This is a genomic window from Microbacterium esteraromaticum (assembly GCF_017303215.1).
In the GTDB taxonomy this organism is placed as follows: Bacteria; Actinomycetota; Actinomycetes; order Actinomycetales; family Microbacteriaceae; genus Microbacterium; species Microbacterium esteraromaticum_C.
On sequence record NZ_JAEMWU010000002.1, the window covers coordinates 279,636 to 299,300 of the forward strand.

At 67.9% G+C, this 19,665-nt stretch carries 20 protein-coding genes and 1 tRNA gene; 12 read left to right on the plus strand and 9 right to left on the minus strand.

Going from position 1 to position 19,665, the window contains the following annotated elements:
* The first annotated feature begins 101 nt into the window (after positions 1-101).
* The 5 genes from JF543_RS12575 to JF543_RS12595 all read left to right on the plus strand — a co-directional run bounded on the left by JF543_RS12575 (position 102) and on the right by JF543_RS12595 (position 5,129).
* Entirely contained in the window at positions 102-584 is a 483-nt protein-coding gene (locus JF543_RS12575; RefSeq protein WP_179410198.1) for a CarD family transcriptional regulator, read from the plus strand.
* Between the two features lie 94 nt (positions 585-678).
* Positions 679-1,863, plus strand: a complete 1,185-nt coding sequence (ispD, locus tag JF543_RS12580; protein ID WP_179410199.1) for a 2-C-methyl-D-erythritol 4-phosphate cytidylyltransferase — start codon at positions 679-681, stop codon at positions 1,861-1,863.
* Positions 1,864-1,980: 117 nt separating this feature from the next.
* Positions 1,981-3,417 (plus strand): cysteine--tRNA ligase, encoded by a 1,437-nt coding sequence (cysS, locus tag JF543_RS12585; protein ID WP_206824585.1) that lies wholly within the window; start codon positions 1,981-1,983, stop codon positions 3,415-3,417.
* Positions 3,410-4,408 (plus strand): 23S rRNA (guanosine(2251)-2'-O)-methyltransferase RlmB, encoded by a 999-nt coding sequence (gene rlmB / locus JF543_RS12590; protein WP_179410201.1) that lies wholly within the window; start codon positions 3,410-3,412, stop codon positions 4,406-4,408. The genes cysS and rlmB overlap by 8 nt, the downstream gene beginning before the upstream one ends.
* Before the next feature lie 79 nt (positions 4,409-4,487).
* Complete coding sequence (locus JF543_RS12595; protein WP_206821971.1) at positions 4,488-5,129, plus strand: NAD(P)-dependent oxidoreductase; 642 nt, start codon at positions 4,488-4,490, stop codon at positions 5,127-5,129.
* A 12-nt stretch (positions 5,130-5,141) separates the two neighbouring features.
* Here the strand turns inward: JF543_RS12595 and JF543_RS12600 are convergent, their stop codons facing one another.
* Together JF543_RS12600 and JF543_RS12605 are read right to left on the minus strand one after the other, a co-directional pair.
* Entirely contained in the window at positions 5,142-6,452 is a 1,311-nt protein-coding gene (locus JF543_RS12600; RefSeq protein WP_179410203.1) for a DUF4032 domain-containing protein, read from the minus strand.
* A 92-nt stretch (positions 6,453-6,544) separates the two neighbouring features.
* Positions 6,545-7,648, minus strand: a complete 1,104-nt coding sequence (locus JF543_RS12605; protein ID WP_179410204.1) for an ABC transporter ATP-binding protein — start codon at positions 7,646-7,648, stop codon at positions 6,545-6,547.
* 321 nt (positions 7,649-7,969) lie between these two features.
* On the opposite strand from JF543_RS12605, the gene JF543_RS12610 reads away from it, so the two are divergent.
* Together JF543_RS12610 and JF543_RS12615 are read left to right on the plus strand one after the other, a co-directional pair.
* Positions 7,970-8,824 (plus strand): DsbA family protein, encoded by an 855-nt coding sequence (locus JF543_RS12610; protein ID WP_347401160.1) that lies wholly within the window; start codon positions 7,970-7,972, stop codon positions 8,822-8,824.
* Positions 8,825-8,879: 55 nt separating this feature from the next.
* A tRNA-Thr gene (locus JF543_RS12615) sits at positions 8,880-8,955 on the plus strand.
* Positions 8,956-9,060: 105 nt separating this feature from the next.
* Here JF543_RS12615 and JF543_RS12620 read toward each other — a convergent pair.
* The gene (locus tag JF543_RS12620; RefSeq protein WP_206824586.1) at positions 9,061-10,203 is read right to left on the minus strand and encodes a M14 family zinc carboxypeptidase; all 1,143 of its coding nucleotides are present in this window, start codon (positions 10,201-10,203) and stop codon (positions 9,061-9,063) included.
* Between the two features lie 58 nt (positions 10,204-10,261).
* Positions 10,262-10,888 carry an SOS response-associated peptidase family protein gene (locus tag JF543_RS12625; protein WP_206821977.1) on the minus strand — a complete coding sequence of 209 codons (627 nt, stop codon included), beginning with the start codon at positions 10,886-10,888 and terminating at the stop codon, positions 10,262-10,264.
* 61 nt (positions 10,889-10,949) lie between these two features.
* Between JF543_RS12625 and JF543_RS12630 the strand changes: the two genes are divergently transcribed.
* On the plus strand, positions 10,950-11,885 hold the full coding sequence (locus tag JF543_RS12630; protein ID WP_206824587.1) for a DMT family transporter: 936 nt from the start codon (positions 10,950-10,952) through the stop codon (positions 11,883-11,885).
* Between the two features lie 9 nt (positions 11,886-11,894).
* Here the strand turns inward: JF543_RS12630 and JF543_RS12635 are convergent, their stop codons facing one another.
* Both JF543_RS12635 and msrB read right to left on the minus strand, forming a co-directional pair.
* Positions 11,895-12,521, minus strand: coding sequence for a nitroreductase family protein (locus JF543_RS12635; RefSeq protein ID WP_206824589.1), 627 nt, complete (start codon positions 12,519-12,521; stop codon positions 11,895-11,897).
* Complete coding sequence (msrB, locus tag JF543_RS12640) at positions 12,518-12,919, minus strand: peptide-methionine (R)-S-oxide reductase MsrB (protein ID WP_206551598.1); 402 nt, start codon at positions 12,917-12,919, stop codon at positions 12,518-12,520. The genes JF543_RS12635 and msrB overlap by 4 nt, the downstream gene beginning before the upstream one ends.
* A gap of 84 nt (positions 12,920-13,003) precedes the next feature.
* On the opposite strand from msrB, the gene JF543_RS12645 reads away from it, so the two are divergent.
* The 4 genes from JF543_RS12645 to groL all read left to right on the plus strand — a co-directional run bounded on the left by JF543_RS12645 (position 13,004) and on the right by groL (position 16,662).
* The gene (locus JF543_RS12645; RefSeq protein WP_206824591.1) at positions 13,004-13,996 is read left to right on the plus strand and encodes a DUF2332 family protein; all 993 of its coding nucleotides are present in this window, start codon (positions 13,004-13,006) and stop codon (positions 13,994-13,996) included.
* 9 nt (positions 13,997-14,005) lie between these two features.
* Entirely contained in the window at positions 14,006-14,263 is a 258-nt protein-coding gene (locus JF543_RS12650; RefSeq protein ID WP_179410212.1) for a DUF3263 domain-containing protein, read from the plus strand.
* Between the two features lie 61 nt (positions 14,264-14,324).
* Positions 14,325-14,918, plus strand: a complete 594-nt coding sequence (locus JF543_RS12655) for a LytR C-terminal domain-containing protein (RefSeq protein WP_347401161.1) — start codon at positions 14,325-14,327, stop codon at positions 14,916-14,918.
* Positions 14,919-15,045: 127 nt separating this feature from the next.
* Positions 15,046-16,662: a chaperonin GroEL gene (gene groL / locus JF543_RS12660; protein WP_206824593.1), complete on the plus strand. Its 1,617-nt coding sequence runs from the start codon at positions 15,046-15,048 to the stop codon at positions 16,660-16,662.
* A gap of 103 nt (positions 16,663-16,765) precedes the next feature.
* On the opposite strand, the gene JF543_RS12665 is transcribed toward groL, so the two are convergent.
* The 3 genes from JF543_RS12665 to JF543_RS12675 form a co-directional block, all read right to left on the minus strand.
* Positions 16,766-17,053 (minus strand): WXG100 family type VII secretion target, encoded by a 288-nt coding sequence (locus tag JF543_RS12665; protein ID WP_179410214.1) that lies wholly within the window; start codon positions 17,051-17,053, stop codon positions 16,766-16,768.
* Between the two features lie 114 nt (positions 17,054-17,167).
* Entirely contained in the window at positions 17,168-18,883 is a 1,716-nt protein-coding gene (locus JF543_RS12670) for a sensor histidine kinase (RefSeq protein ID WP_206824595.1), read from the minus strand.
* A gap of 19 nt (positions 18,884-18,902) precedes the next feature.
* On the minus strand, positions 18,903-19,595 hold the full coding sequence (locus JF543_RS12675) for a response regulator transcription factor (RefSeq protein WP_179410216.1): 693 nt from the start codon (positions 19,593-19,595) through the stop codon (positions 18,903-18,905).
* Positions 19,596-19,665: the final 70 nt, after the last annotated feature.

The window sequence follows — 19,665 nt, forward strand, 5'->3', positions numbered from 1 at the left end:
CGGTTCAGGACCTGACCGCCGGATCGGTTCGCGCACGTCGGCGCGAACTCTAGTACATAGTCGCTGTGGTATCCTGGAGATTGCCGAAAGGACACGTTTTTATGCTTTTTGAGGTTGGCGAAACCGTCGTCTATCCGCACCACGGAGCCGCAACGATCATCGAGGTCAAGGACCGCGTGATCAAGGGCGAGACGAAGAAGTACCTGAAGCTCAATGTCACTCAGGGCGACCTGATCATCGAGGTTCCCGCTGAGAACGTCGACCTCGTCGGCGTGCGTGACGTGATCGGCCAGGAGGGCCTCGACCACGTGTTCGAGGTTCTGCGTGCCCCGTTCACTGAAGAGCCCACGAACTGGTCCCGCCGCTACAAGGCGAACCTCGAGAAGCTGGCGTCGGGGGACGTCATCAAGGTCAGCGAGGTCGTGCGCGACCTGTGGCGCCGCGATCAGGACCGCGGCCTGTCGGCCGGCGAGAAGCGGATGCTGGCGAAGGCTCGCCAGATCCTCGTCTCGGAGCTGGCCCTCGCCGAGAAGATCGACGAGGACAAGGCGGGCGCTCTGCTCGACGAGGTGCTCGCCTCGTGATGTGAGACCGACCGGAGTCGGAAAGAGGACGGATGCCATGGGCATCCGTCCTCTTCGCGTCTGTGGCCTGCGGCGGGGCGGGTAACGTGTGAGCGTGACTGTGCACACCTCTCCTCGCACCGCGATCATCGTCGTCGCAGCAGGCTCCGGCACGCGACTCGACGCCGGCGCGCCGAAGGCGCTGGTCGCGCTCGATGGACGCTCGATCTTGCGGCACGCACTCGATGGCGTGTTTGCGGCGCAGCCGGCACAGGTGATCGTCGTCGCACCGGCCGGTCACGAGCAGACCGCGGCGGACGCACTGGCGGATGCCAATCGCGATCGAGGCTGGCGGACGACTGTCGTGACGGGCGGTGAGACGCGCCAGCAGTCGGTCGCCGCCGGGATCGCGGCCCTTGACCGTACGGTTGAGACGGTGCTCGTGCACGACGCCGCCCGCGCTCTCACGCCCGCCGCGCAGATCGACGCGGTCGTGGCCGCGGTGTCGGATGCGGGGATCATCCCGGCACTGGCAGTGATCGATACGCTCAAACAGGTCGACGGCGATGTCATCGTGGGTGGAGTCGATCGGTCGGTGCTCGCGGCCGCTCAGACTCCTCAGGGTTTTCCGCGCGCGGCCCTCGAATCCGCCTATGCGCACGCCGAGGCGGATGGCATCGACTACACCGACGATGCCGCATTGTTCGCCGCGGCCGGGGGCGCTGTGCAGCGCATCGCCGGCTCGGCACGCGCTTTCAAGATCACCACACCCGCCGATCTGGAGAGGGCACGAATGCTGCTCGCCGACACCCCCGCGAACCCCTCGTTGCCCCGGGTGGGCGTCGGCACCGATGTGCACGCCTTCGGTGGTGACGGCAACCTCTGGCTGGCCGGTCTGGAGTGGCCGGGAGAACAGCCGTTGTCCGGGCACTCCGACGGCGACGCCGTGGCGCACGCCATCGTCGACGCGCTGCTCGGCGCCGCGGGACTCGGTGACATCGGCCAGCACTTCGGCACCGCGCACCCCGAGTACGCCGGAGCGCACGCCGACGTGTTCCTCGCCCGTACCGCCGAGATGCTCGCTGAGGCCGGCTTCGCGATCGGCAACGTGTCCGTGCAGTTCCAGGGCAACCGTCCCCGCTTCAGCGCACGACGTCTCGAGGCGGAGGCCGCGCTGTCGGCCGCGCTCGGCGGGGCGCCGGTGAGTGTCGCGGCCACCACCACCGACGGCCTGGGGTTCACGGGCCGTGGCGAGGGCATCGCGGTGACGGCCGTCGCGCTGGTCGTGCCGACCCGCTGACAGCATCCGCTCTGCGGAGTTCTGCGCAACGTCGGACGCCTCCGGCCAGAGTGTCCGAAGAACTGCAGATCTCCGATCGACGGCTGTGCTCCAGGTGCACCCCGGTACGCTAGGGAGGTGACTCTCCGGCTCCATGACACCCGCGCGCAGCAGCTGCGCGATTTCGTTCCGCTCGATGCCTCGAACGTGACGATCTACGTGTGTGGACCCACCGTGCAGTCCGGCCCCCACATCGGTCACGTCCGCGCAGCTCTCAGCTTCGATCTGCTGCGCCGCTGGCTGGAGTACCGGTACGGCCGGGTGACCTTCGTGCGCAACGTCACCGACATCGACGACAAGGTGCTCGCGAACGCTACCGATGACGAGCCGTGGTGGGCGCTGGCCTACCGCATGGAGCAGGAGTTCTCGGACGCTTACGCCGCGATCGGCATTCTGCCGCCGACCTACGAACCGCGCGCGACCGGTTTCATCCCGCAGATGCACGAGCTGATCGCGACGCTCATCGAGCGCGGTCACGCGTACCCGGCATCCGACGGATCGGGCGACGTGTACTTCGACGTGCGCTCCTGGCCCGCCTACGGCGAGCTCACACGTCAGCGCATCGACGACATGGAAGCGGCCGCCGACGCCGACCCGCGCGGCAAGCGCAACCCTCAGGACTTCGCCCTCTGGAAGGGCGCCAAAGCCGAAGAGCAGTCGGATGCCACCTGGGCATCGCCCTGGGGCGCCGGACGCCCCGGATGGCACATCGAGTGCTCGGCGATGGCGCGCCGGTACCTCGGCGCCGAGTTCGACATCCATGGCGGCGGACTCGACCTGCGCTTCCCTCACCACGAGAACGAGCTCGCCCAGTCGACCGCGGCCGGTGACGGATTCGCCCGTTACTGGGTGCACAACGGCCTGGTAAACGTCGACGGCCAGAAGATGTCGAAGTCGCTCGGCAACTTCACCCTGGCGTCGGATGTGCTCGCGAAGCACGATCCGCTGGTCGTCCGCTACGCACTCGCCGCCGCGCACTACCGCTCGAGCCTCGACCTGTCGGAATCATCTTTTGCGGAAGCCGAGGCCGCACTCGGGCGCGTCGAAGGCTTCCGCGAGCGGTACGCACGTGCGGTCAGCGGTGCGGGTGAGCAGGGGCCGATCTTCGCAGGCGGAGGTTTCTTCGCCGTTGCGCCGAAGATCCCGGCGCAGTTCGTAGCCGCGATGGATGACGACCTCGGCGTACCGCAAGCGCTCGCCGTGCTGCACGAGACAGTGCGAGCCGGCAACTCCGCGCTCGACGTCGGCGACCGCGATGCCGCGGCGCGGGCATTCGCGGCCGTCTCAGGGATGACCGACGTGCTGGGCCTGGCGCCAACGGCATCCACCACCGGCGACGACGGCGCGACGGCATCCGCGCTCGACACGCTGGTGCAGACGATGATCACGCAGCGCGCGCAGGCGCGCGCAGACAAGGACTGGGCCGCAGCCGATCGCATCCGCGATGCGATCGCGGCAGCAGGAATCACTCTGGAGGACACTCCAGACGGAACACATTGGAGTATCGATGGCTAAGCCTCAGCGCCCCGGAGCGGGCAACAGCAAGAAGAAGGGTGCCACCAAGGGCACCGGAGGGCACAGCCGCAAGGCGCTCGAGGGCCGCGGGCCCACACCCAAGGCCGAGGACCGAGCCTGGCACGTCGCCGGAAAGCGCAAGGCCGCCCAGGAGCGCTTCGCCGCGGCCGGCGGTAAGGGGCGTCCCGGAGGCAAGCCGCAGCGCAACGACGTGAACCGTCAGGCGCGCGCGAAGTCCTCCGATGACACCGAGACGGTCACCGGCCGCAACTCGGTGCTCGAGGCGCTGCGCACCAAGATCCCCGCGACCACGCTCTACATCGCCCAGCGCGTCGAGATGGACGACCGGGTCAAGGAGATGCTCGCGATCGCCCGTCACCGAGAGATCCCCGTCCTCGAGGTCACCCGGCAGGAGCTCGACCGCATGGCAGGGTTCGACGGCGTGCACCAGGGCGTCGCGCTGAAGGTGCCGCCGTACGAGTACGCGCACCCGCAGGACCTGCTCGAGCAGGTCATCGATCGCGGTCAGACCCCGCTGTTCATTGCGCTGGACGGCATCACCGACCCGCGCAACCTCGGCGCGATCATCCGCTCGACCGCGGCGTTCGGCGGCCACGGCATCATCCTGCCGCAGCGTCGCTCGGCGAGCGTCAACTCGGCTGCGTGGAAGACCAGCGCCGGTGCGGCCGCGCGCCTGCCCGTCGCTCTCGCCGCGAACCTGACCACGCAGCTCAAGGAGTTCAAGAAGCAGGGCGTGTTCGTGCTGGGCCTGGACGGCGGGGGAGACGTGGCGCTGCCCGCGCTCGAGCTCGCCGACCGTCCGGTCGTCATCGTCGTCGGCTCCGAGGGCAAGGGCCTTTCGCGCCTGGTCACCGAGACGTGCGATCAGATCGTGTCGATCCCGATCTCGGCCGCGACCGAGTCGTTGAACGCCGGCATCGCCGCATCCGTCGCCCTGTACCAGGTGTCGACCATCCGCGCCGCGGAATGACGGAGACCGTTCGACGCTTGTACTGAGTGCCGCCCGCAGCGGGCGGCACTCAATACGCACCGCATCGGAGAGGCCCCACATGGCTCGCATCGTCGTCATCGGAGGAACCGGCTACGCCGGATCGCACATCGTCCGTGAGGGGGTGCGCCGAGGACACGAGATCGTGTCGGTCTCGCGATCGATGCCGGATGCCCCTGTCGACGGCGTCCGCTATGCGCGGGGCTCTGTGCTTGACCCGGCCGCGCTGGGCGACGTCTTCGACGGAGCGGATGCCGTCGTCTCGGCGCTCTCGCCGCGGGGCGACATGCAGGATGCCGTGCTCGACGCGCTCGAAGGGCTCGTAGCCAGCCTGACCGGCACCGGTACGCGCCTGGGCGTCGTCGGTGGAGCGGGCGGCAGCCTGGTCGCTCCTGGCGGGCCGCGGCTCTTCGATCAGGGTTTCCCGGACGAGTACAAGCACGAGGCGCAGGTCGGCATCGACTCGCTCGACCTGCTGCAGCGCTCGGACGAGAATCTGGACTGGTTCTTCATCCACCCCGCTGAGGTGTTCGGGCCGTGGGCAAAAGGTGAGCGCACCGGACGCTACCGCGACGGCGGCGACGTCGTCGTGCGCGCCGAGGACGGCACGTCCACGATCTCGGGCGCCGACTTCGCGATCGCCGTCATCGACGAGGTCGAGACGCCGAAGCACCACCGGGGGCGGTTCACCGTCGGGTATTAGTGCGGAGCCCGCCTAGACCAGGTCGCGCCAGTTGATCGCCGCGGTCTCGGGTGAGACGGCGACAGCGCCGGTCACCACGGGGAGTCCCATGGTCTCGGTGGGCGGGCCCATGATCGTGGCCTCATCGCGGCGGTGCCGCAGCACCTCGTTGATGTAGCTGGTCAGCACCTCGGCGAGGGGCACGGACCGCCCCTGCGCCTGCGACAGGTACCAGCGGTGTTCGAGCACCTGGTGATACACCTCAGCGGGCTCGAGCTTGGCACGCAGGTCGTAGGGGATTGCGCGCACCACCGGCTCGAAGACTCGCGTGAGCCACTCGTGGGCGTACATCTCCTCGTCCGCGAGGTGCTTCTTCGACCGCACCCGGAACTCATCGAGGTCATTGAGCAGTCGGCGCGCCTGGTTCTCCTCGACGTCCAGCCCGGTCAGGCGCAGCAGGCGACGCTGGTGGTGACCGGCATCCACCACCTTCGGCTGGATCCGCACCGACGTACCGTCGGGAGTGGCCACCATCGACATCTCGTCGATGTCGAAACCGAGGGCGTTCAGCTTCTCGACCCGCTCTGTGATCCGCCAGGTCTCTCCGACCGAGAACGACTCCTCGTCGGTCAACGCCGCCCACAGCGATCGGTACGACGAGACGATGCCATCAGCGATCTCGAGCGCATCCATGCCGTGCTCGAGCCGGCCGCCCGCGGCGAGATCCATGATCTCGCCCGCGATGTTCGTCCGGGCGAGATCCAGGTCGTATGCACGCTGACCGTCGGTAAGGCCCTCTTCGTGCAGCTCTCCGGTTTCGGCATCCACCAGATAGGCGGCGAACGCGCCGGCATCGCGGCGGAACAGGGTGTTCGAGAGCGAGACATCGCCCCAGTAGAAGCCCACGTTGTGCAGGCGCACCAGAAGCAGCGCGAGCGCATCGACCAGACGCGTGGCCGTGTCGGGACGCAGCAGCTGCGTGAACAGCGAACGGTACGGCATCGAGAACCGCAGGTGCGACGTGACCAGCGCGGCGGGGAGCGGCTTGCCATCGGCATCCGTGCGTCCCGCGATAACGGCGACGCGACTCACGCACGGCACATCGAGCTTGGCGAGGCTGCCCAGCATCTCGTACTCGCGACGCGCCATCTCGTCGGTGGTCTCCTTGACCGCCACGACTTTGCCCGAAAGGTCGGCGAAGCGCACCAGATGGCGTGAGAGACCCTTGGGGAGCGAGACGATGTGCTCGGACGGCCACTTCCCGAGCGGCGTCGACCACGGTAGCGACAGCAGGCCGGGGTCGACCGTGCTGGCGGTGATGCGCAAGGATTCGGTCGTGTTCATGCATCCTCCGATGCCGATCTCTCGACGTGGCCGCCGGGACGACGACGGCGCGGGCGACCCGGAGGTCGGCCCGCGCCGTCGGATGTGGGATGTCAGGCCGAGAGGACCGGCTGCTCGTTGAGACGCTCACCCGTCTCGATGTCGAACAGGTGCACGTGACCCGGGATGGGGGCAAGCACCACGGTGTCGCCGGCCATCGGGTGACGACGGCCGTCGACGCGTGCGACCAGGTCGGTGCGCTTGCCGTTGATCTCGGTGTGGCCGTAGAGGTATCCGTCGGCGCCGAGCTCCTCGACGAGGTCGACCGTGACGGTCAGGCCGAGGCCGTCCTCGGGAGCGACGATGATGTCTTCGGGGCGGATGCCGACCGTAACGGTGGAACCGTGCGCCTTGGTGACGGCTGCCGTCTCAGTGGCGACCGACTTGGTGCCGAACTGCACGCCGCCCTCGGTGAGGGGGACTTCGAAGAGGTTCATGGCGGGCGAGCCGATGAAGCCGGCGACGAAGACGTTGCTCGGAGTCTCGTACAGGTCGCGCGGCGTGCCGACCTGCTGCAGGAGGCCGTCCTTCAGCACGGCGATGCGGTCACCCATCGTGAGCGCCTCGGTCTGGTCGTGCGTCACGTAGACGGTGGTGACGCCCAGGCGGCGCTGCAGCGATGCGATCTGGGTACGGGTCTGCACACGCAGCTTCGCGTCGAGGTTCGACAGCGGCTCGTCCATGAGGAACACCTGCGGCTGGCGGACGATGGCGCGGCCCATGGCGACACGCTGACGCTGACCACCCGAGAGTGCCTTCGGCTTGCGGTTGAGGTACTCCTCGAGGTCGAGCAGCTTGGCCGCTTCGAGCACGCGAGCAGCACGCTCCTCCTTGCCGACGCCAGCGATCTTGAGCGCGAAGCCCATGTTCTCGGCGACCGTCATGTGCGGGTACAGCGCGTAGTTCTGGAAGACCATGGCGATGTCGCGGTCCTTCGGCGGCACATCGGTGACGTCACGGTCGCCGATCAGGATGCGGCCGCCGTTGACCTCTTCGAGGCCAGCGAGCATGCGCAGCGACGTGGACTTTCCGCAACCGGAGGGGCCGACGAGAACGAGGAACTCGCCATCGGCGATCTCGATGTTCAGCTTATCGACCGCCGGACGCGTGCCGCCCGGGTAGAGGCGGGTGGCGTTGTCAAAGGTCACAGTTGCCATTGCGTTTCTCCTTCACCGGCAGGTACGTGCCGGACGATCCGTCGTGATGGAAGCGGTGGGCACCTGCCCGCCGTGACCCGTCATCGGGTCGAGATCAGTATGGCATGCGGTGGCGCATCTGGGTATTTCTCAGGCTGCCTGGTTAACATCGAACCCGACGCCGCATTTCTTTGCGGCCGCGGGATCACCCGTCCCACCCGATCTTCAAGAGGAACGATGTCGAGCGACGAAACGCCGAACGTCCCCACCACTCGCAACTCGCGCGACGCGGTGCGGAACAAAGCACAGCAGGTGCGAGCTCAGCAATCCCGAGCCCGTGTGATGCGACGAATCATCATCGGAGTCGTCGCGATCGTCGCGGTGGGCTCGATCGGCACTGCTGTCGCGTACACCGTCGGCTCTTCGATCTCGAAGCCGGAGCTGAGCCCGCTCGGAATGGATGCTGACGGCGTGACGGTCAGTGATGTCACCCTGGCCCCAGGCGACGGTGCCACGCCGACGCCGGAGGCGACTGCCTCCGAGGCAGGGAACACGGCCACGCCGACACCGGACCCGACCGAGACCGCCAGCGGTCCGACTGAGATCCACGTGTACGTGGACTACCTCTCCGCGGCAGCATCCGAGTTCGAGCGCGCCAACGCGCGGCAGCTCGCCACCTGGATCGAGCAGGGCGCGGTGACTGTCACGTACCACCCGGTGGCGATGCTGACGGCGAGCTCGAACGGCACCAAGTACTCGTTGCGCGCTGCCTCGGCGGCCGCGTGCGTCGCCACCTACTCGCAGGATCAGTTCTACGACTACAACCACGAACTGCTCACCGACCAGCCTGAGATCGACACCGACGGGCGCACTGATATGCAGCTGGCCGACCTGGCCGTCGCCGTCGGCGTGGAGAACCCCAAGCAGGTGCGCGAGTGCATTGAGCAACAGGACTTCGTGAAGTGGGCGAAGGGCGCGACCACGCGTGCGTTGGAAGGCCCGCTTCCCGGCTCGAAGGACCTCAAGCTCACCAACGAGGCGCTCGTCGTCGTCGAGGGCAAGGCGTACGTGGGTGCGATGGGGGATCCGGCCGAGTTCTCGCAGTTCGTGCTGACCACGGCCAGCGACCAGTACTTCGGGGCGACTCAGCCCACCCCGACGCCCACGCCGGTGCCGACCACCACCCCCACGTCCTGACGCCGGATGCGGCCACTCGCCGCGTGGTGACTATGCTTGTCACGGTCACCTGTCCGCCGACTTGGCGCAATTGGTAGCGCACCGTACTTGTAATACGGGGGTTACGGGTTCGAGTCCCGTAGTCGGCTCCACGAAAAAGAGTCCGCACGAACCGGCACTGCCGGTTCGGGCGGACTCTCGGTGTTTCCGGGGCTCTGTTCGGTGTTCCGTTGAGCTCGCAGTCGAGTCCGCGGGGGTCAGACCACCGGCGGTTGCGTCGGCCAGCCGCCTACCGCGCCGGAATCGGTGAAGTACCCGGTGTAATCGACGTGCGGGATGTTGTGCCAGATCATCGGGTCGGTGTTCCAGATGCTGCCGTCCGCCAGGCCCGCGAGCAGCGCCTCGACGCCCTGGACGTTCTGTTTGATCGCCTTGCCTCGGCTCTTCTGCCCGATGGAACCGCCGTAGGTCTCGAAGAACACCATCGGGTGGCTGTGTCCCGTGGGGTTGAGACCGTTGTAGTCCAGACCCAGCATCACGGCCGAAGCGACACCGCCCTTGATGTCGATCTCGTATGACCCGACACTGTAGCGGTCGATGTTGATGTAGCCGTACTGCTGCAGCGCGTCGTACACATGCCCCTGCAGCCGGCGCGTCGAGATGTCGTACTCTCCTCCGAGGATGCCGGGAAGCGTGGGGCCGCTGGGCGCCAGCGAGATCCCGAGCGACATCGTGATCGGTTCGTCGGAGTCGTCGTACTTGAGCCCCTGGTGGTGGATGTCGAGGCCGACGTCGGGCTTGACCTGAGTCCAGTACGTGTACCAGGCGAGCGATTCCTTGGCGGCGAAGCCGGTCGGCGACCAGTCCCGGTTGAGGTCGATACGCCGCTCGCTGCCGTCCTGCAGCACCGTGTGCCGAATGTACAGCTCCGAACCGTCGGGGTTGTACATCGGGATCACATGCAGGGTGAGGTTCTCTCGCACGGCCTTCCACAGCGGGGAGCCGCTGGACCCCGCCGCCTTGAGGATGGCGAGCAGTGTGTCGGGGCCGTACGGTTCGTTGCCGTGGATGCGTCCCTGCAACCACACGGAAGTCGGTCCGGTACCGACCGTCGCGACGTAGAGCTCGCGCCCGGCCTCGCTGAGCCCGGGCGAGATGCCGAGCCCGGAGAGCGTGTGCACCTGCACGGCACCCTTCGAAGTCTTTTGGATGCTGCTGAGGGCCTGGACGACATCGTCATAGGTCATCAGCGCGTCGCGGGGCGGGAAGGGGCCGGGCTCGGGGAATGACCCGGCGGCGATGGCCGGCTGGGTGGCCAGCAGGGGGAGTGCTGCCGCCAGCGGCGCGGCTGCCAGCAATTGGCGTCGGGTGAGAGAGAACGGGGGGCGTCGATCCTGCATCACTTGCTCCTATGTCGTCATTGACGGGGGATGGGGCCAGTGTGGCAGCAGCCTGTCATCACAGGCAAGGGTCGGGAGTGATCTCGATCCGCTCGCTGACAGTCATCGCAGCGGCGACCGCGCCCTCGACGATCTCGCCGCCCGGGTGCGGCGTCAGCAGCCACTCCTCGGCGAAGCCCGGGGCGATCAGGAGCGGCATGCGATCGTGGACATGCTGCAGATGCGCCGCGGCGGGTTGGGTGATGATGCTGTAGCAGGTGTAGTCGGCGCCGTCGGCCGTGCGGCCGGGGCGGGTCACCGCGGCCAGCCCCAGAAGATCCCCTCCTGCCGTGGCGAAGTGCTGCCAGACGCGTGACGGTTTGGCCATCTCGCGCCAGTACGAGACAGGGACGATCGCGCGCGCAGGGAGCGCACCGCGGGTGCCCGCGAGACGCTCGCAGCGGGTGTTGATCGACGCGAAGCTCGCCGGAGCGCCGTTCACCAGGTATCCCCACCAGGCCAGCTCCATTGTGTCGGGGCCGGTGAGGATCGGGTTCAGATTGCGCAGGTTCTTGCCGGTGGGGCGCAGCACCTCATCTGCATTGCCCGCCGCCCACGAACGCAGCCCGTCGAGCACCGCCGCGTCGACCGCAGCCCGGTACTCGCTGTCGTCGAATCTCGGATCCAGCCCGTAGCTCGCGCACATGGCCTCAGCGTAGACCGGGCATCCGACATCACGGTCGTCCGGCTCGGATAAGGTTGCCAGGATGACCGAGACCCGACGCATGCCCGCCTGGATCGCCCTCGGCGGGGCCGTGGCGATCGGCGTCATGACCGCCGTACAGGCGCGCATCAACGGGGTGCTCGGCGTGCGGCTCGACGACGGCATCATCGCCGGGTTCGTGTCGTTCGCGGTCGGGCTCACCGCGCTGCTGATCGTCGTGCCGCTGATCCCATCGGCCCGCGCGGGCGTGCGACGCCTGTGGCAGGGCATCCGCTCACGAACCATTCCGTTCTGGATGCTGCTCGGAGGCATGTGCGGCGCCCTCACGGTCTCGACGCAGGGCCTTGTCGCCGGTGTGCTTGGCGTGTCGCTGTTCACCGTCGGCGTCGTGGCCGGGCAGACCATTCACGGTCTGGTGCTCGACCGCATCGGCTTCGGGCCGTCCGGTGTCATCGCCGTCACGCCGGGTCGGGTCTTGGGAGGAGCACTCGCGCTCGCCGCCGTCGCCATTTCGCTGGGCGGCGATGTACTGGCCAGCGCCCCGCTGTGGCTCCTGCTGCTGCCGTTCGCCGCGGGGGCCGGCATTGCCTGGCAGTCGGGGGCGAACGGGCGGCTCGCGCGTGCGACGGCGTCGCCGATCACGGCCACGCTGATGAGCTTCACCGCAGGAACCGTCGTGCTGGCGCTCGCCGCGGGGCTCAGTGTCGCCGTCACCGGCATGCCCGCGGCGCTCCCCGCAGAACCCTGGTTGTACGTCGGCGGTCTGCTCGGCTTCGTCTACATCCTGCTCGGGGCCTGGCTCGTGGCGCACACCGGCGTGCTGCTGCTCGGACTCGGCAGCGTGCTCGGGCAACTCGTCGCATCGGTCGTGATCGACCTCGTCTGGCCGGTCACGGGCGCGCCCGCACTGTGGCAGCTCATCGCTATGGTGGTCGTCGCGGTGGCATCCGTCGTGGTCGCGCTGCCCCGCCGGCGCTGAGCGACCCGGTCAGTCCTTCTTCGACTTCTTCTTGTGCTTTTTCTTCTTCGACTTCTTCTTGTCCGTCGAGGTGGGCGGCTGCTCGTCGCCTTCGTGGCCAGCGTCGGGCATCCGCGTGAGCACGGTGTCGACGTCGACGGGCTTGCGCCGTCCCGCGCTCTTGCCCTCCGGCTTCCCGCCGACGTAGAGCCAGCCCAGCAGCTCCTCGTTCTCGTGCAGTCCGTGCGCCCGCGCGACGGCCTCGGCCCGTGTGAGCCCACCCGTGCGCCAGATCACACCCCAGCCGGCCTCATCGAGAAGCAGGCTGAGGGTGTGTGCGACGCCCGAGGCGACGGCCTCTTGCTCCCAGCGAGGCACCTTGTCGGTCTTGCGGTATGAGGCGACGATCGCGATCAAGAGCGACGCGCGCAGCGGTTTCGTCGACGGCTTGTCGTCGCCGGCTGCCTCGGCCAGCGCCGCTCCGAGTGTCAGACGATCGTCTCCGCGCAGCTCGATCAGCCGCCACGGGCGCAACGACGAGTGATCGGCGACCCGGCCGGCGGCCTCGATCAGCGGCACCAGCTCATCACGCGTGGGCGCCGCCTCGGTGACCTTCGACCAGGAGGTGCGCGCCAGCGCCGCTTCGCGCGCGTTCATGCGTCGGGCGTGAACGACAGCGCGACCGAGTTCATGCAGTACCGGTCGCCGGTCGGTGTGCCGAACCCGTCCGGGAAGACATGCCCGAGGTGCGATCCGCAGGCAGCGCAGCGCACCTCGGTGCGCACCATGCCCAGCGTGCGGTCCTCGATGAGTTCGACGGCCTCGGGACGCACCGACTCGTAGAAGCTCGGCCACCCGCATCCTGAGTCGAACTTGGTGCCGCTGCGGAACAGCTCCGCATCACACGCACCGCAGGTGTACAGGCCGCTGCGACTCTCATCGAGCAGCTCACCCGTCCAGGGGCGTTCCGTGGCGGCGTTGCGCAGCACCGCGTACTGCTCCTCGCCGAGCTCGGCCCGCCATTCGGCATCGGTCTTGTTCACGCTGTACGACATGCCTCCATTCTCGCGCGTTCCTGGCGGCGCGGGGTCGTGTTCGACGTGTCGCATTGGCGGCCCTCTCCCGGTGAGAATGAAGGGGTGACGGATGCTGTGCGTGAACGCTTTGACCGATTCGCCCAGGCCGAGGCGCCTGGCCGCAGCGAGATGTACGCCGAGTGGGCGGCAGGGATCGCGTCGGATGCGCAGATGCAGCGGCTTCTCACCCGGATCGATCCGCAGCATCGGCAGCCACCTCTGGTGTTCGCCGTCACCCGCCTGCTCGGCGCGCCCCTCGGGGGCTACGTGGCCTGGCGCGAGTTCGTGCTCGCGCACGCCGACGACGTGGTCGCCGAATGCGAATGCCGTACGGTGCAGGCGAACGAGCCCTTGCGTCTGGCCGCGCTGCTGCCCGCGCTCAGCGCGATCGAGGGCCGCATCGCCCTGCTCGAGCTGGGTGCTGCGGCCGGGCTGTGCCTCTACCCCGATCGGTACTCCTACCGGTACGTGGATGGCGACGGCGCGCAACGCATGCGCCTCGACCCCGACGGCGGCCCGTCATCGGTCGTACTGACCAGCGTCGTGCGCGGACCGCTCCCGCCGCTGCGGATGCCACGCATCGTCTGGCGCGCGGGCATCGATCTCGCCCCGATCAACGTGCGCGACCCCGAGGACCGGGCGTGGATGGATGCCCTGATCTGGCCGGGGGAGCACGAGCGCGCTGCCCGTATCGCGGCGGCCATCGACATCGTCGCAGCCGACCCGCCGCTGCTCGTGGCTGGCGACGCGATCGAGCGGCTCGAGCAACTGGCATCCGCCGCGCCGCCCGACGCGACGCTCGTCATCAGCACCCCGGGCATGCTGGTCTACCTTCCCCGCGCCGAGCGGGAGACGCTGATCGATCGCATCGGCGGGATGGATGCCCGATGGATCACGATCGACCAGCCCGGTCTGCACGACGGTTGGGAACCGCCGATCAGGGTGGAGGACTTCCGCGGGTTCGCGGTCGCCCTTGACGGGCGGGTGTGTGCCGATGCCGATCCACTCGGGCGCTGGTGGGAGTGGCGTGCCGAGGGTGGGACGGATGCGACGTAGCCTGAAACCATGCTCGGAGACCTCTCTGATCGCGACCGCGCGATCCTGACGCTGGAAGCGGCCTGGCCGCGGCACGGCGGCATGAAAGAGGAGACGATCCGTACGCAGCTGGGGATGAGCCCCGCACGCTATTACCAACTGCTCGGCCGGCTCATCGAGACCGAGCAGGCGCTGCAGTTCGACCCGCTGCTGGTGCGGCGGCTCCGTCGGCTACGGGACGCCCGCGGCGCGCAGCGCTCGTCTCGGATGCGGGGCTTCGTCGGCTGACACCGACGTCGAGCCCGGCGCTCGCTGGGGATTCACGGCAACCGCCCGCTAGCATCAAGGGGTGTCACAGCAGCCCCACGATCGTTTCGACGACATCCCCCGCGGCTCGGGGCGCGTCGGCGCCCACCGCGCCGAGCAGCCCGGTATGAATGCGCTGGTCGTGCTGCTCTGGTCAGCGGCCGTCGCTCTCGTGCTCATCGTCGCCGGTATCTTCGCAGCCCTCGTCATGATGGATCGCATCTCGTTCGGGCCGGGGGATTCCTCGCCTTCTGCGTCGCAGAGCGAGGAAGGGACGGCGGCCGAGATCGACACGTCGTACCGTGTGCTGATCCTCAACGCGACCTCGCAAGAGGGGCTCGTTGCCGCGGCCGAGGAGGCGCTGCAGGCGCAGGGGTGGGCGCAGGGCGACGTGTTCGGCAGTGACAGGGCCAGCGAAGAGTTCGAGACCACGACGGTGTTCTACGTCGACGACGCCGACGAGGCGGCCGCGCTCGGCGTGGCCGAGGTGATCGGCGGTGCTGCCGTGCAGCAGAGCGACTTCTACGCAGACTTCAACGACAGCGAACACCCACAGCTGACGGTCGTGTTGGGAACGGACCGCGTGAGTGGCGGGGCCCCGTCGACCAACGAATCCGAAGACTCTCCCGCCGAATGATCCGTGCCGGACGCACCGGCGCCACGCGGCTTGCACTCTCATGGGTCGAGTGCCAAACTGGGTGTTAGCACTCGCGTACTCTGAGTGCTAACACCCATCGCCTACGTCCGGGAGGGACGAAAGACTCATGGCAAAGATCATCGCTTTCGATGAGGAGGCCCGCCGCGGCCTCGAGCGCGGCCTGAACACCCTGGCCGACGCCGTCAAGGTGACCCTCGGCCCGCGTGGTCGCAACGTCGTGCTCGAGAAGAAGTGGGGCGCCCCCACCATCACGAACGACGGTGTGTCGATCGCCAAGGAGATCGAGCTCGACGACCCGTACGAGAAGATCGGTGCGGAGCTCGTCAAGGAGGTCGCCAAGAAGACCGACGACGTCGCCGGCGACGGAACCACCACCGCAACCGTTCTCGCCCAGGCACTGGTGCGCGAGGGCCTGCGCAACGTCGCAGCCGGCGCGGACCCCATCTCGCTCAAGCGCGGCATCGAGAAGGCCGTCGCGGCCATCACCGAAGACCTGCTGAGCAGCGCCAAGGAGATCGAGTCGAAGGAGCAGATCGCCGCCACCGCGTCGATCTCCGCCGCCGACAACGAGATCGGCGCGCTGATCGCCGAGGCGATCGACAAGGTCGGCAAGGAGGGTGTGGTCACCGTCGAGGAGTCGCAGACCTTCGGCACCGAGCTCGAGCTCACCGAGGGCATGCGCTTCGACAAGGGCTACCTGAACCCCTACTTCGTCACGGACCCCGAGCGTCAGGAAGCGGTCTTCGAGGACCCCTACATCCTCATCGCCAACCAGAAGATCGGCAACATCAAGGACCTGCTGCCGGTCGTCGACAAGGTGATCCAGGACGGCAAGGAGCTCGTCATCATCGCCGAGGACGTCGAGGGCGAGGCTCTCGCGACGCTCGTGCTGAACAAGATCCGCGGCATCTTCAAGTCGGTCGCCGTCAAGGCTCCCGGCTTCGGCGACCGTCGCAAGGCGCAGCTGCAGGACATCGCGATCCTCACCGGTGGTCAGGTCATCACCGAAGAGGTCGGCCTCAAGCTCGAGAACACCACGCTCGACCTGCTCGGCCGCGCGCGCAAGGTCATCGTCACCAAGGACGAGACCACGATCGTCGAGGGTGCCGGTGAGGCATCCGTGATCGAGGGTCGCGTGACCCAGATCCGTCGCGAGATCGAGAACACCGACAGCGACTACGACCGCGAGAAGCTGCAGGAGCGCCTCGCCAAGCTCGCCGGTGGCGTCGCCGTCATCAAGGCGGGCGCGGCCACCGAGGTCGAGCTCAAGGAGCGCAAGCACCGCATCGAGGACGCCGTCCGCAACGCCAAGGCTGCGGTTGAAGAGGGCATCGTCCCCGGCGGTGGCGTCGCGCTGCTGCAGTCGGCCAAGGTTCTCGACAACCTGCAGCTCACCGGTGACGAGGCAACGGGCGCGAACATCGTGCGCGTCGCCACCGAGGCACCGCTGAAGCAGATCGCCATCAACGCCGGCCTCGAGCCCGGTGTCGTGTCGCACAAGGTCTCGGAGCTCCCCGCGGGCCAGGGCCTGAACGCGGCCACCGGCGAGTACGGCGACATGTTCGCACAGGGAATCATCGACCCGGCGAAGGTCACCCGCTCGGCGCTGCAGAACGCGGCCTCGATCGCCGGTCTGTTCCTCACCACCGAGGTCGTCGTCGCTGACAAGCCCGAGAAGGCTCCGGTCGCTCCGGCTGACCCGACCGGTGGCATGGACTTCTGATCTGATCTGATCTGATCAGGGCCCATCGGCTCACACACAGAACGCCCCCTGCTTGTGCAGGGGGCGTTCTGTGTGTCGGGCCCGCCGGCCGCTGAAACGGGCCTCAGCGGAACAGGCTCGCCGAGTACTGGTCCGCCTCGGCGTACTGGCTGGCGGCCGACCCGAGCGCGGTGCTGATCGACGCGAGCACTTGCTCGACGTGCATCTGTGCGCCGCGCCACTGCTCGCCGCACTGCTGGAAGGCGTTGGCCGCGGTGCCGGTCCAGGTGGACTGCAGCTGAGTCAGTTGCGCCATCAGCGCGGTGGACTCGCTCTGCAGACGCTCCATGGTGGCGCGGGCGGCTCCGTGTGCGGCGTTGACCGCATCGGTGTCGACGGTGAAGACGGACATGGGTTCTCCTCTCAACGGGCTTCTGACTCTAGAAGCGCGCGGCAGGGCCGAGAGGTGCCGTTCGCGGGAGCTGTGCACAACTTCCGGCATCCGCCGAATGTGCACGACGAACCGTCAGAGGTCGAGGCGCTGAATCGGCTGCGTCTCTTCGAGCAGGTGCGCTGGCGTCGCCTGGGGCGAGGCCAGCGGAAGCGATACCACGAAGGTCGCGCCGCCACCGGGGGTCTCATCCACCCGCACCGAGCCGTGCAGCGATTCGATGATGGACGCCACGATCGCGAGTCCCAGACCGGCACCGCCGGTCTCACGGGCTCGCGAGGTGTCGGCGCGCCAGAACCGTTCGAAGATGTGCTCACGAATCTGCGGGGGGATGCCATCGCCGTGATCGACGATCGCGATCGTACCGACGCCGCGGCGCCGGTCAGCACCGACGACGATCTCGATCGGCGCGTCTTCCGGCGAGAAGCGGCGCGCGTTGCCGAGCAGGTTCGTCACGACCTGCCGCACCTTGTTGTCCTCGCCCATCACGATCGGGGGCGTGCGCACGGGGGCATCGGTCGCTTCGGTGAAGTCGATCGACGGCACCTGCTCGGTCGGGGTGGGCTTGGGGCGGCGTCGCAGCCGAGACAGCGGCCCGCCGGCGCGCCCCGGCGCGGGGGTCGGCTTGGTCGGAGCGGGGCTCACCGGTGCGTGCAGGTGCGGTTCGACGGGGCCGTCGGCGGTGGTGTCGATCACCGTGACCGTGCGACCGGGGGCGGCGACGCGCACGTCGAGAGCAGCGTCACGAGCGATCGGACGCAGATCGAGCGGTTCGATCTGCAGCTCCCGCGAGCGTTCCTCGTCGAGACGTGCCAGGGCGAGGAGGTCCTCGACCAGGACGCCCATGCGGATCGCCTCTTTCTCAATGCGCTCCATCGCCCGCGCGGTGTCCTCATCGCCGTGGATGGCGCCCATGCGGTACAGCTCGGCGTATCCGCGCACGCTCACGAGCGGAGTGCGCAGTTCATGGCTCGCATCGCCGATGAAGCGGCGCATGTTCTGCACGGTGCGATCGCGCTGGGCGATCGACCTGTCGACGCGGTCGAGCATGGTGTTGATGGCCGCATTGAGGCGTCCGACCTCGGTGGTCGGCTCGAGGTCGGTGAGTCGTTGGCTGAAGTCCCCGGCGGCGATGGCCATGGCCGTGGACTCGACGTGGCCCAGGCGCCGGAAGGTCAGCGTCACCAGCACGCGCGTGAGCAATGCCGCCAGCAGGATCGTGACGAGCGCGACGGTCGTGTACACGGCTGAGTAGGTGCCGACGATCCGGTCGGCCTCTTCCAAGGGCAGCGCGACGACCTGCACATACAGGTTGTTCGGCGCGCTCTGCGCGGGCTGTGGCGAGACCGCGGCATGGAACTGCAGCCCGTCGGGCCCGCTCAGGGGGATGACTTGGTCTTCTCGGGCCTTCGCCTGCTGGAGGGTGAGAGTCTCGGGAAAGACGGGGCGGCGTTCTGCGGAGTGACCGCCGGCCTCGGCGATGATCGTGCCATCGGTCTGGTAGAACGCGACCACGAAGTCCGTGGCCCTCGGCGCGTCCGCCGCGGGATTGAAGATCAAGCCGCCGTCGCCCGCCGACACGTCGAAGAAGCGCTCGGCCTGCCCGGTGGTCGCCAGCGCGGGCAACTGCGCGTCGATGTTGTCGATCATCGCCGTGCGCAGGATGGGAACGGTGCCGATTCCGGCGATCACCAGGCCCAGGGCGAGCACCGCGACGGTGACGCCGGTGACCTTCGCGCGCAGGCTGATGCGCCGCCACCACTGGGTGACGGCATCGGATCCGTTTGCCATGACCGTCTTCCGCTGGGCGTCAGGCGGACTTGCCGACCTTCAGCATGTATCCGAAACCGCGCTTGGTCTGGATCACGGACTCCTCGGTGTGCGGGTCGATCTTGCGTCGCAGATACGAGATGTAGCTCTCGACGATGCCGGCATCGCCGTTGAAGTCGTACTCCCAGACGTGATCGAGGATCTGGGCCTTCGACAGCACGCGGTTGGGGTTGAGCATGAGGTACTTGAGCAGCTTGAACTCGGTCGGGCTGAGCTCGATCGGGATCTTGCCGACGAAGACGTCGTGTGTGTCCTGGTCCATCGAGAGCTCGCCGGCACGGATCAGCGACTCCTCATCGGCCTGCATCGTGCGTCGCAGGATCGCCTGCGCGCGGGCGACGATCTCGTCGAGCGCGAACGGCTTGGTGACGTAGTCGTCGCCGCCCGAGTTGAGGCCCTCGATCTTGTCCTGGGTATCGTCCTTCGCGGTGAGGAACAGGATCGGCGCGGTGAATCCGGCACCACGGAGGCGCTTGGTGACGCTGAAACCGTTCATATCGGGCAGCATCACGTCGAGGATGATGAGGTCAGGCTCCTCTTCGAGGACGGCCGAGATGGTGGCCGCGCCGTTGGCGACCGTCTTCACCTTGAAGCCGGCGAAGCTGAGACCCCGGGAGAGCAGGTCGCGGATGTTCGGTTCGTCATCGACGACCAGAATGCGCGCATCAGTCATGACCCCATTATGGTGACTTCGTCATGGTGTCGGCTGATTGTCTTCGGAGGTGCGGGGGACGAACCTCAGG

What these genes read in the sequence shown, in the direction of transcription:
- JF543_RS12575 (WP_179410198.1), top strand. Translation starts at nt 102, where the DNA reads ATGCTTTTTGAGGTTGGCGAAACCGTCGTCTATCCGCACCACGGAGCC.
- rlmB (WP_179410201.1), top strand. Translation starts at nt 3,410, where the DNA reads ATGGCTAAGCCTCAGCGCCCCGGAGCGGGCAACAGCAAGAAGAAGGGT.
- JF543_RS12595 (WP_206821971.1), top strand. Translation starts at nt 4,488, where the DNA reads ATGGCTCGCATCGTCGTCATCGGAGGAACCGGCTACGCCGGATCGCAC.
- JF543_RS12600 (WP_179410203.1), bottom strand. Translation starts at nt 6,452, where the DNA reads ATGAACACGACCGAATCCTTGCGCATCACCGCCAGCACGGTCGACCCC.
- JF543_RS12605 (WP_179410204.1), bottom strand. Translation starts at nt 7,648, where the DNA reads ATGGCAACTGTGACCTTTGACAACGCCACCCGCCTCTACCCGGGCGGC.
- JF543_RS12610 (WP_347401160.1), top strand. Translation starts at nt 7,970, where the DNA reads ATGCGACGAATCATCATCGGAGTCGTCGCGATCGTCGCGGTGGGCTCG.
- JF543_RS12620 (WP_206824586.1), bottom strand. Translation starts at nt 10,203, where the DNA reads ATGCAGGATCGACGCCCCCCGTTCTCTCTCACCCGACGCCAATTGCTG.
- JF543_RS12625 (WP_206821977.1), bottom strand. Translation starts at nt 10,888, where the DNA reads ATGTGCGCGAGCTACGGGCTGGATCCGAGATTCGACGACAGCGAGTAC.
- JF543_RS12630 (WP_206824587.1), top strand. Translation starts at nt 10,950, where the DNA reads ATGACCGAGACCCGACGCATGCCCGCCTGGATCGCCCTCGGCGGGGCC.
- JF543_RS12635 (WP_206824589.1), bottom strand. Translation starts at nt 12,521, where the DNA reads ATGAACGCGCGCGAAGCGGCGCTGGCGCGCACCTCCTGGTCGAAGGTC.
- msrB (WP_206551598.1), bottom strand. Translation starts at nt 12,919, where the DNA reads ATGTCGTACAGCGTGAACAAGACCGATGCCGAATGGCGGGCCGAGCTC.
- JF543_RS12650 (WP_179410212.1), top strand. Translation starts at nt 14,006, where the DNA reads ATGCTCGGAGACCTCTCTGATCGCGACCGCGCGATCCTGACGCTGGAA.
- groL (WP_206824593.1), top strand. Translation starts at nt 15,046, where the DNA reads ATGGCAAAGATCATCGCTTTCGATGAGGAGGCCCGCCGCGGCCTCGAG.
- JF543_RS12665 (WP_179410214.1), bottom strand. Translation starts at nt 17,053, where the DNA reads ATGTCCGTCTTCACCGTCGACACCGATGCGGTCAACGCCGCACACGGA.
- JF543_RS12670 (WP_206824595.1), bottom strand. Translation starts at nt 18,883, where the DNA reads ATGGCAAACGGATCCGATGCCGTCACCCAGTGGTGGCGGCGCATCAGC.
- JF543_RS12675 (WP_179410216.1), bottom strand. Translation starts at nt 19,595, where the DNA reads ATGACTGATGCGCGCATTCTGGTCGTCGATGACGAACCGAACATCCGC.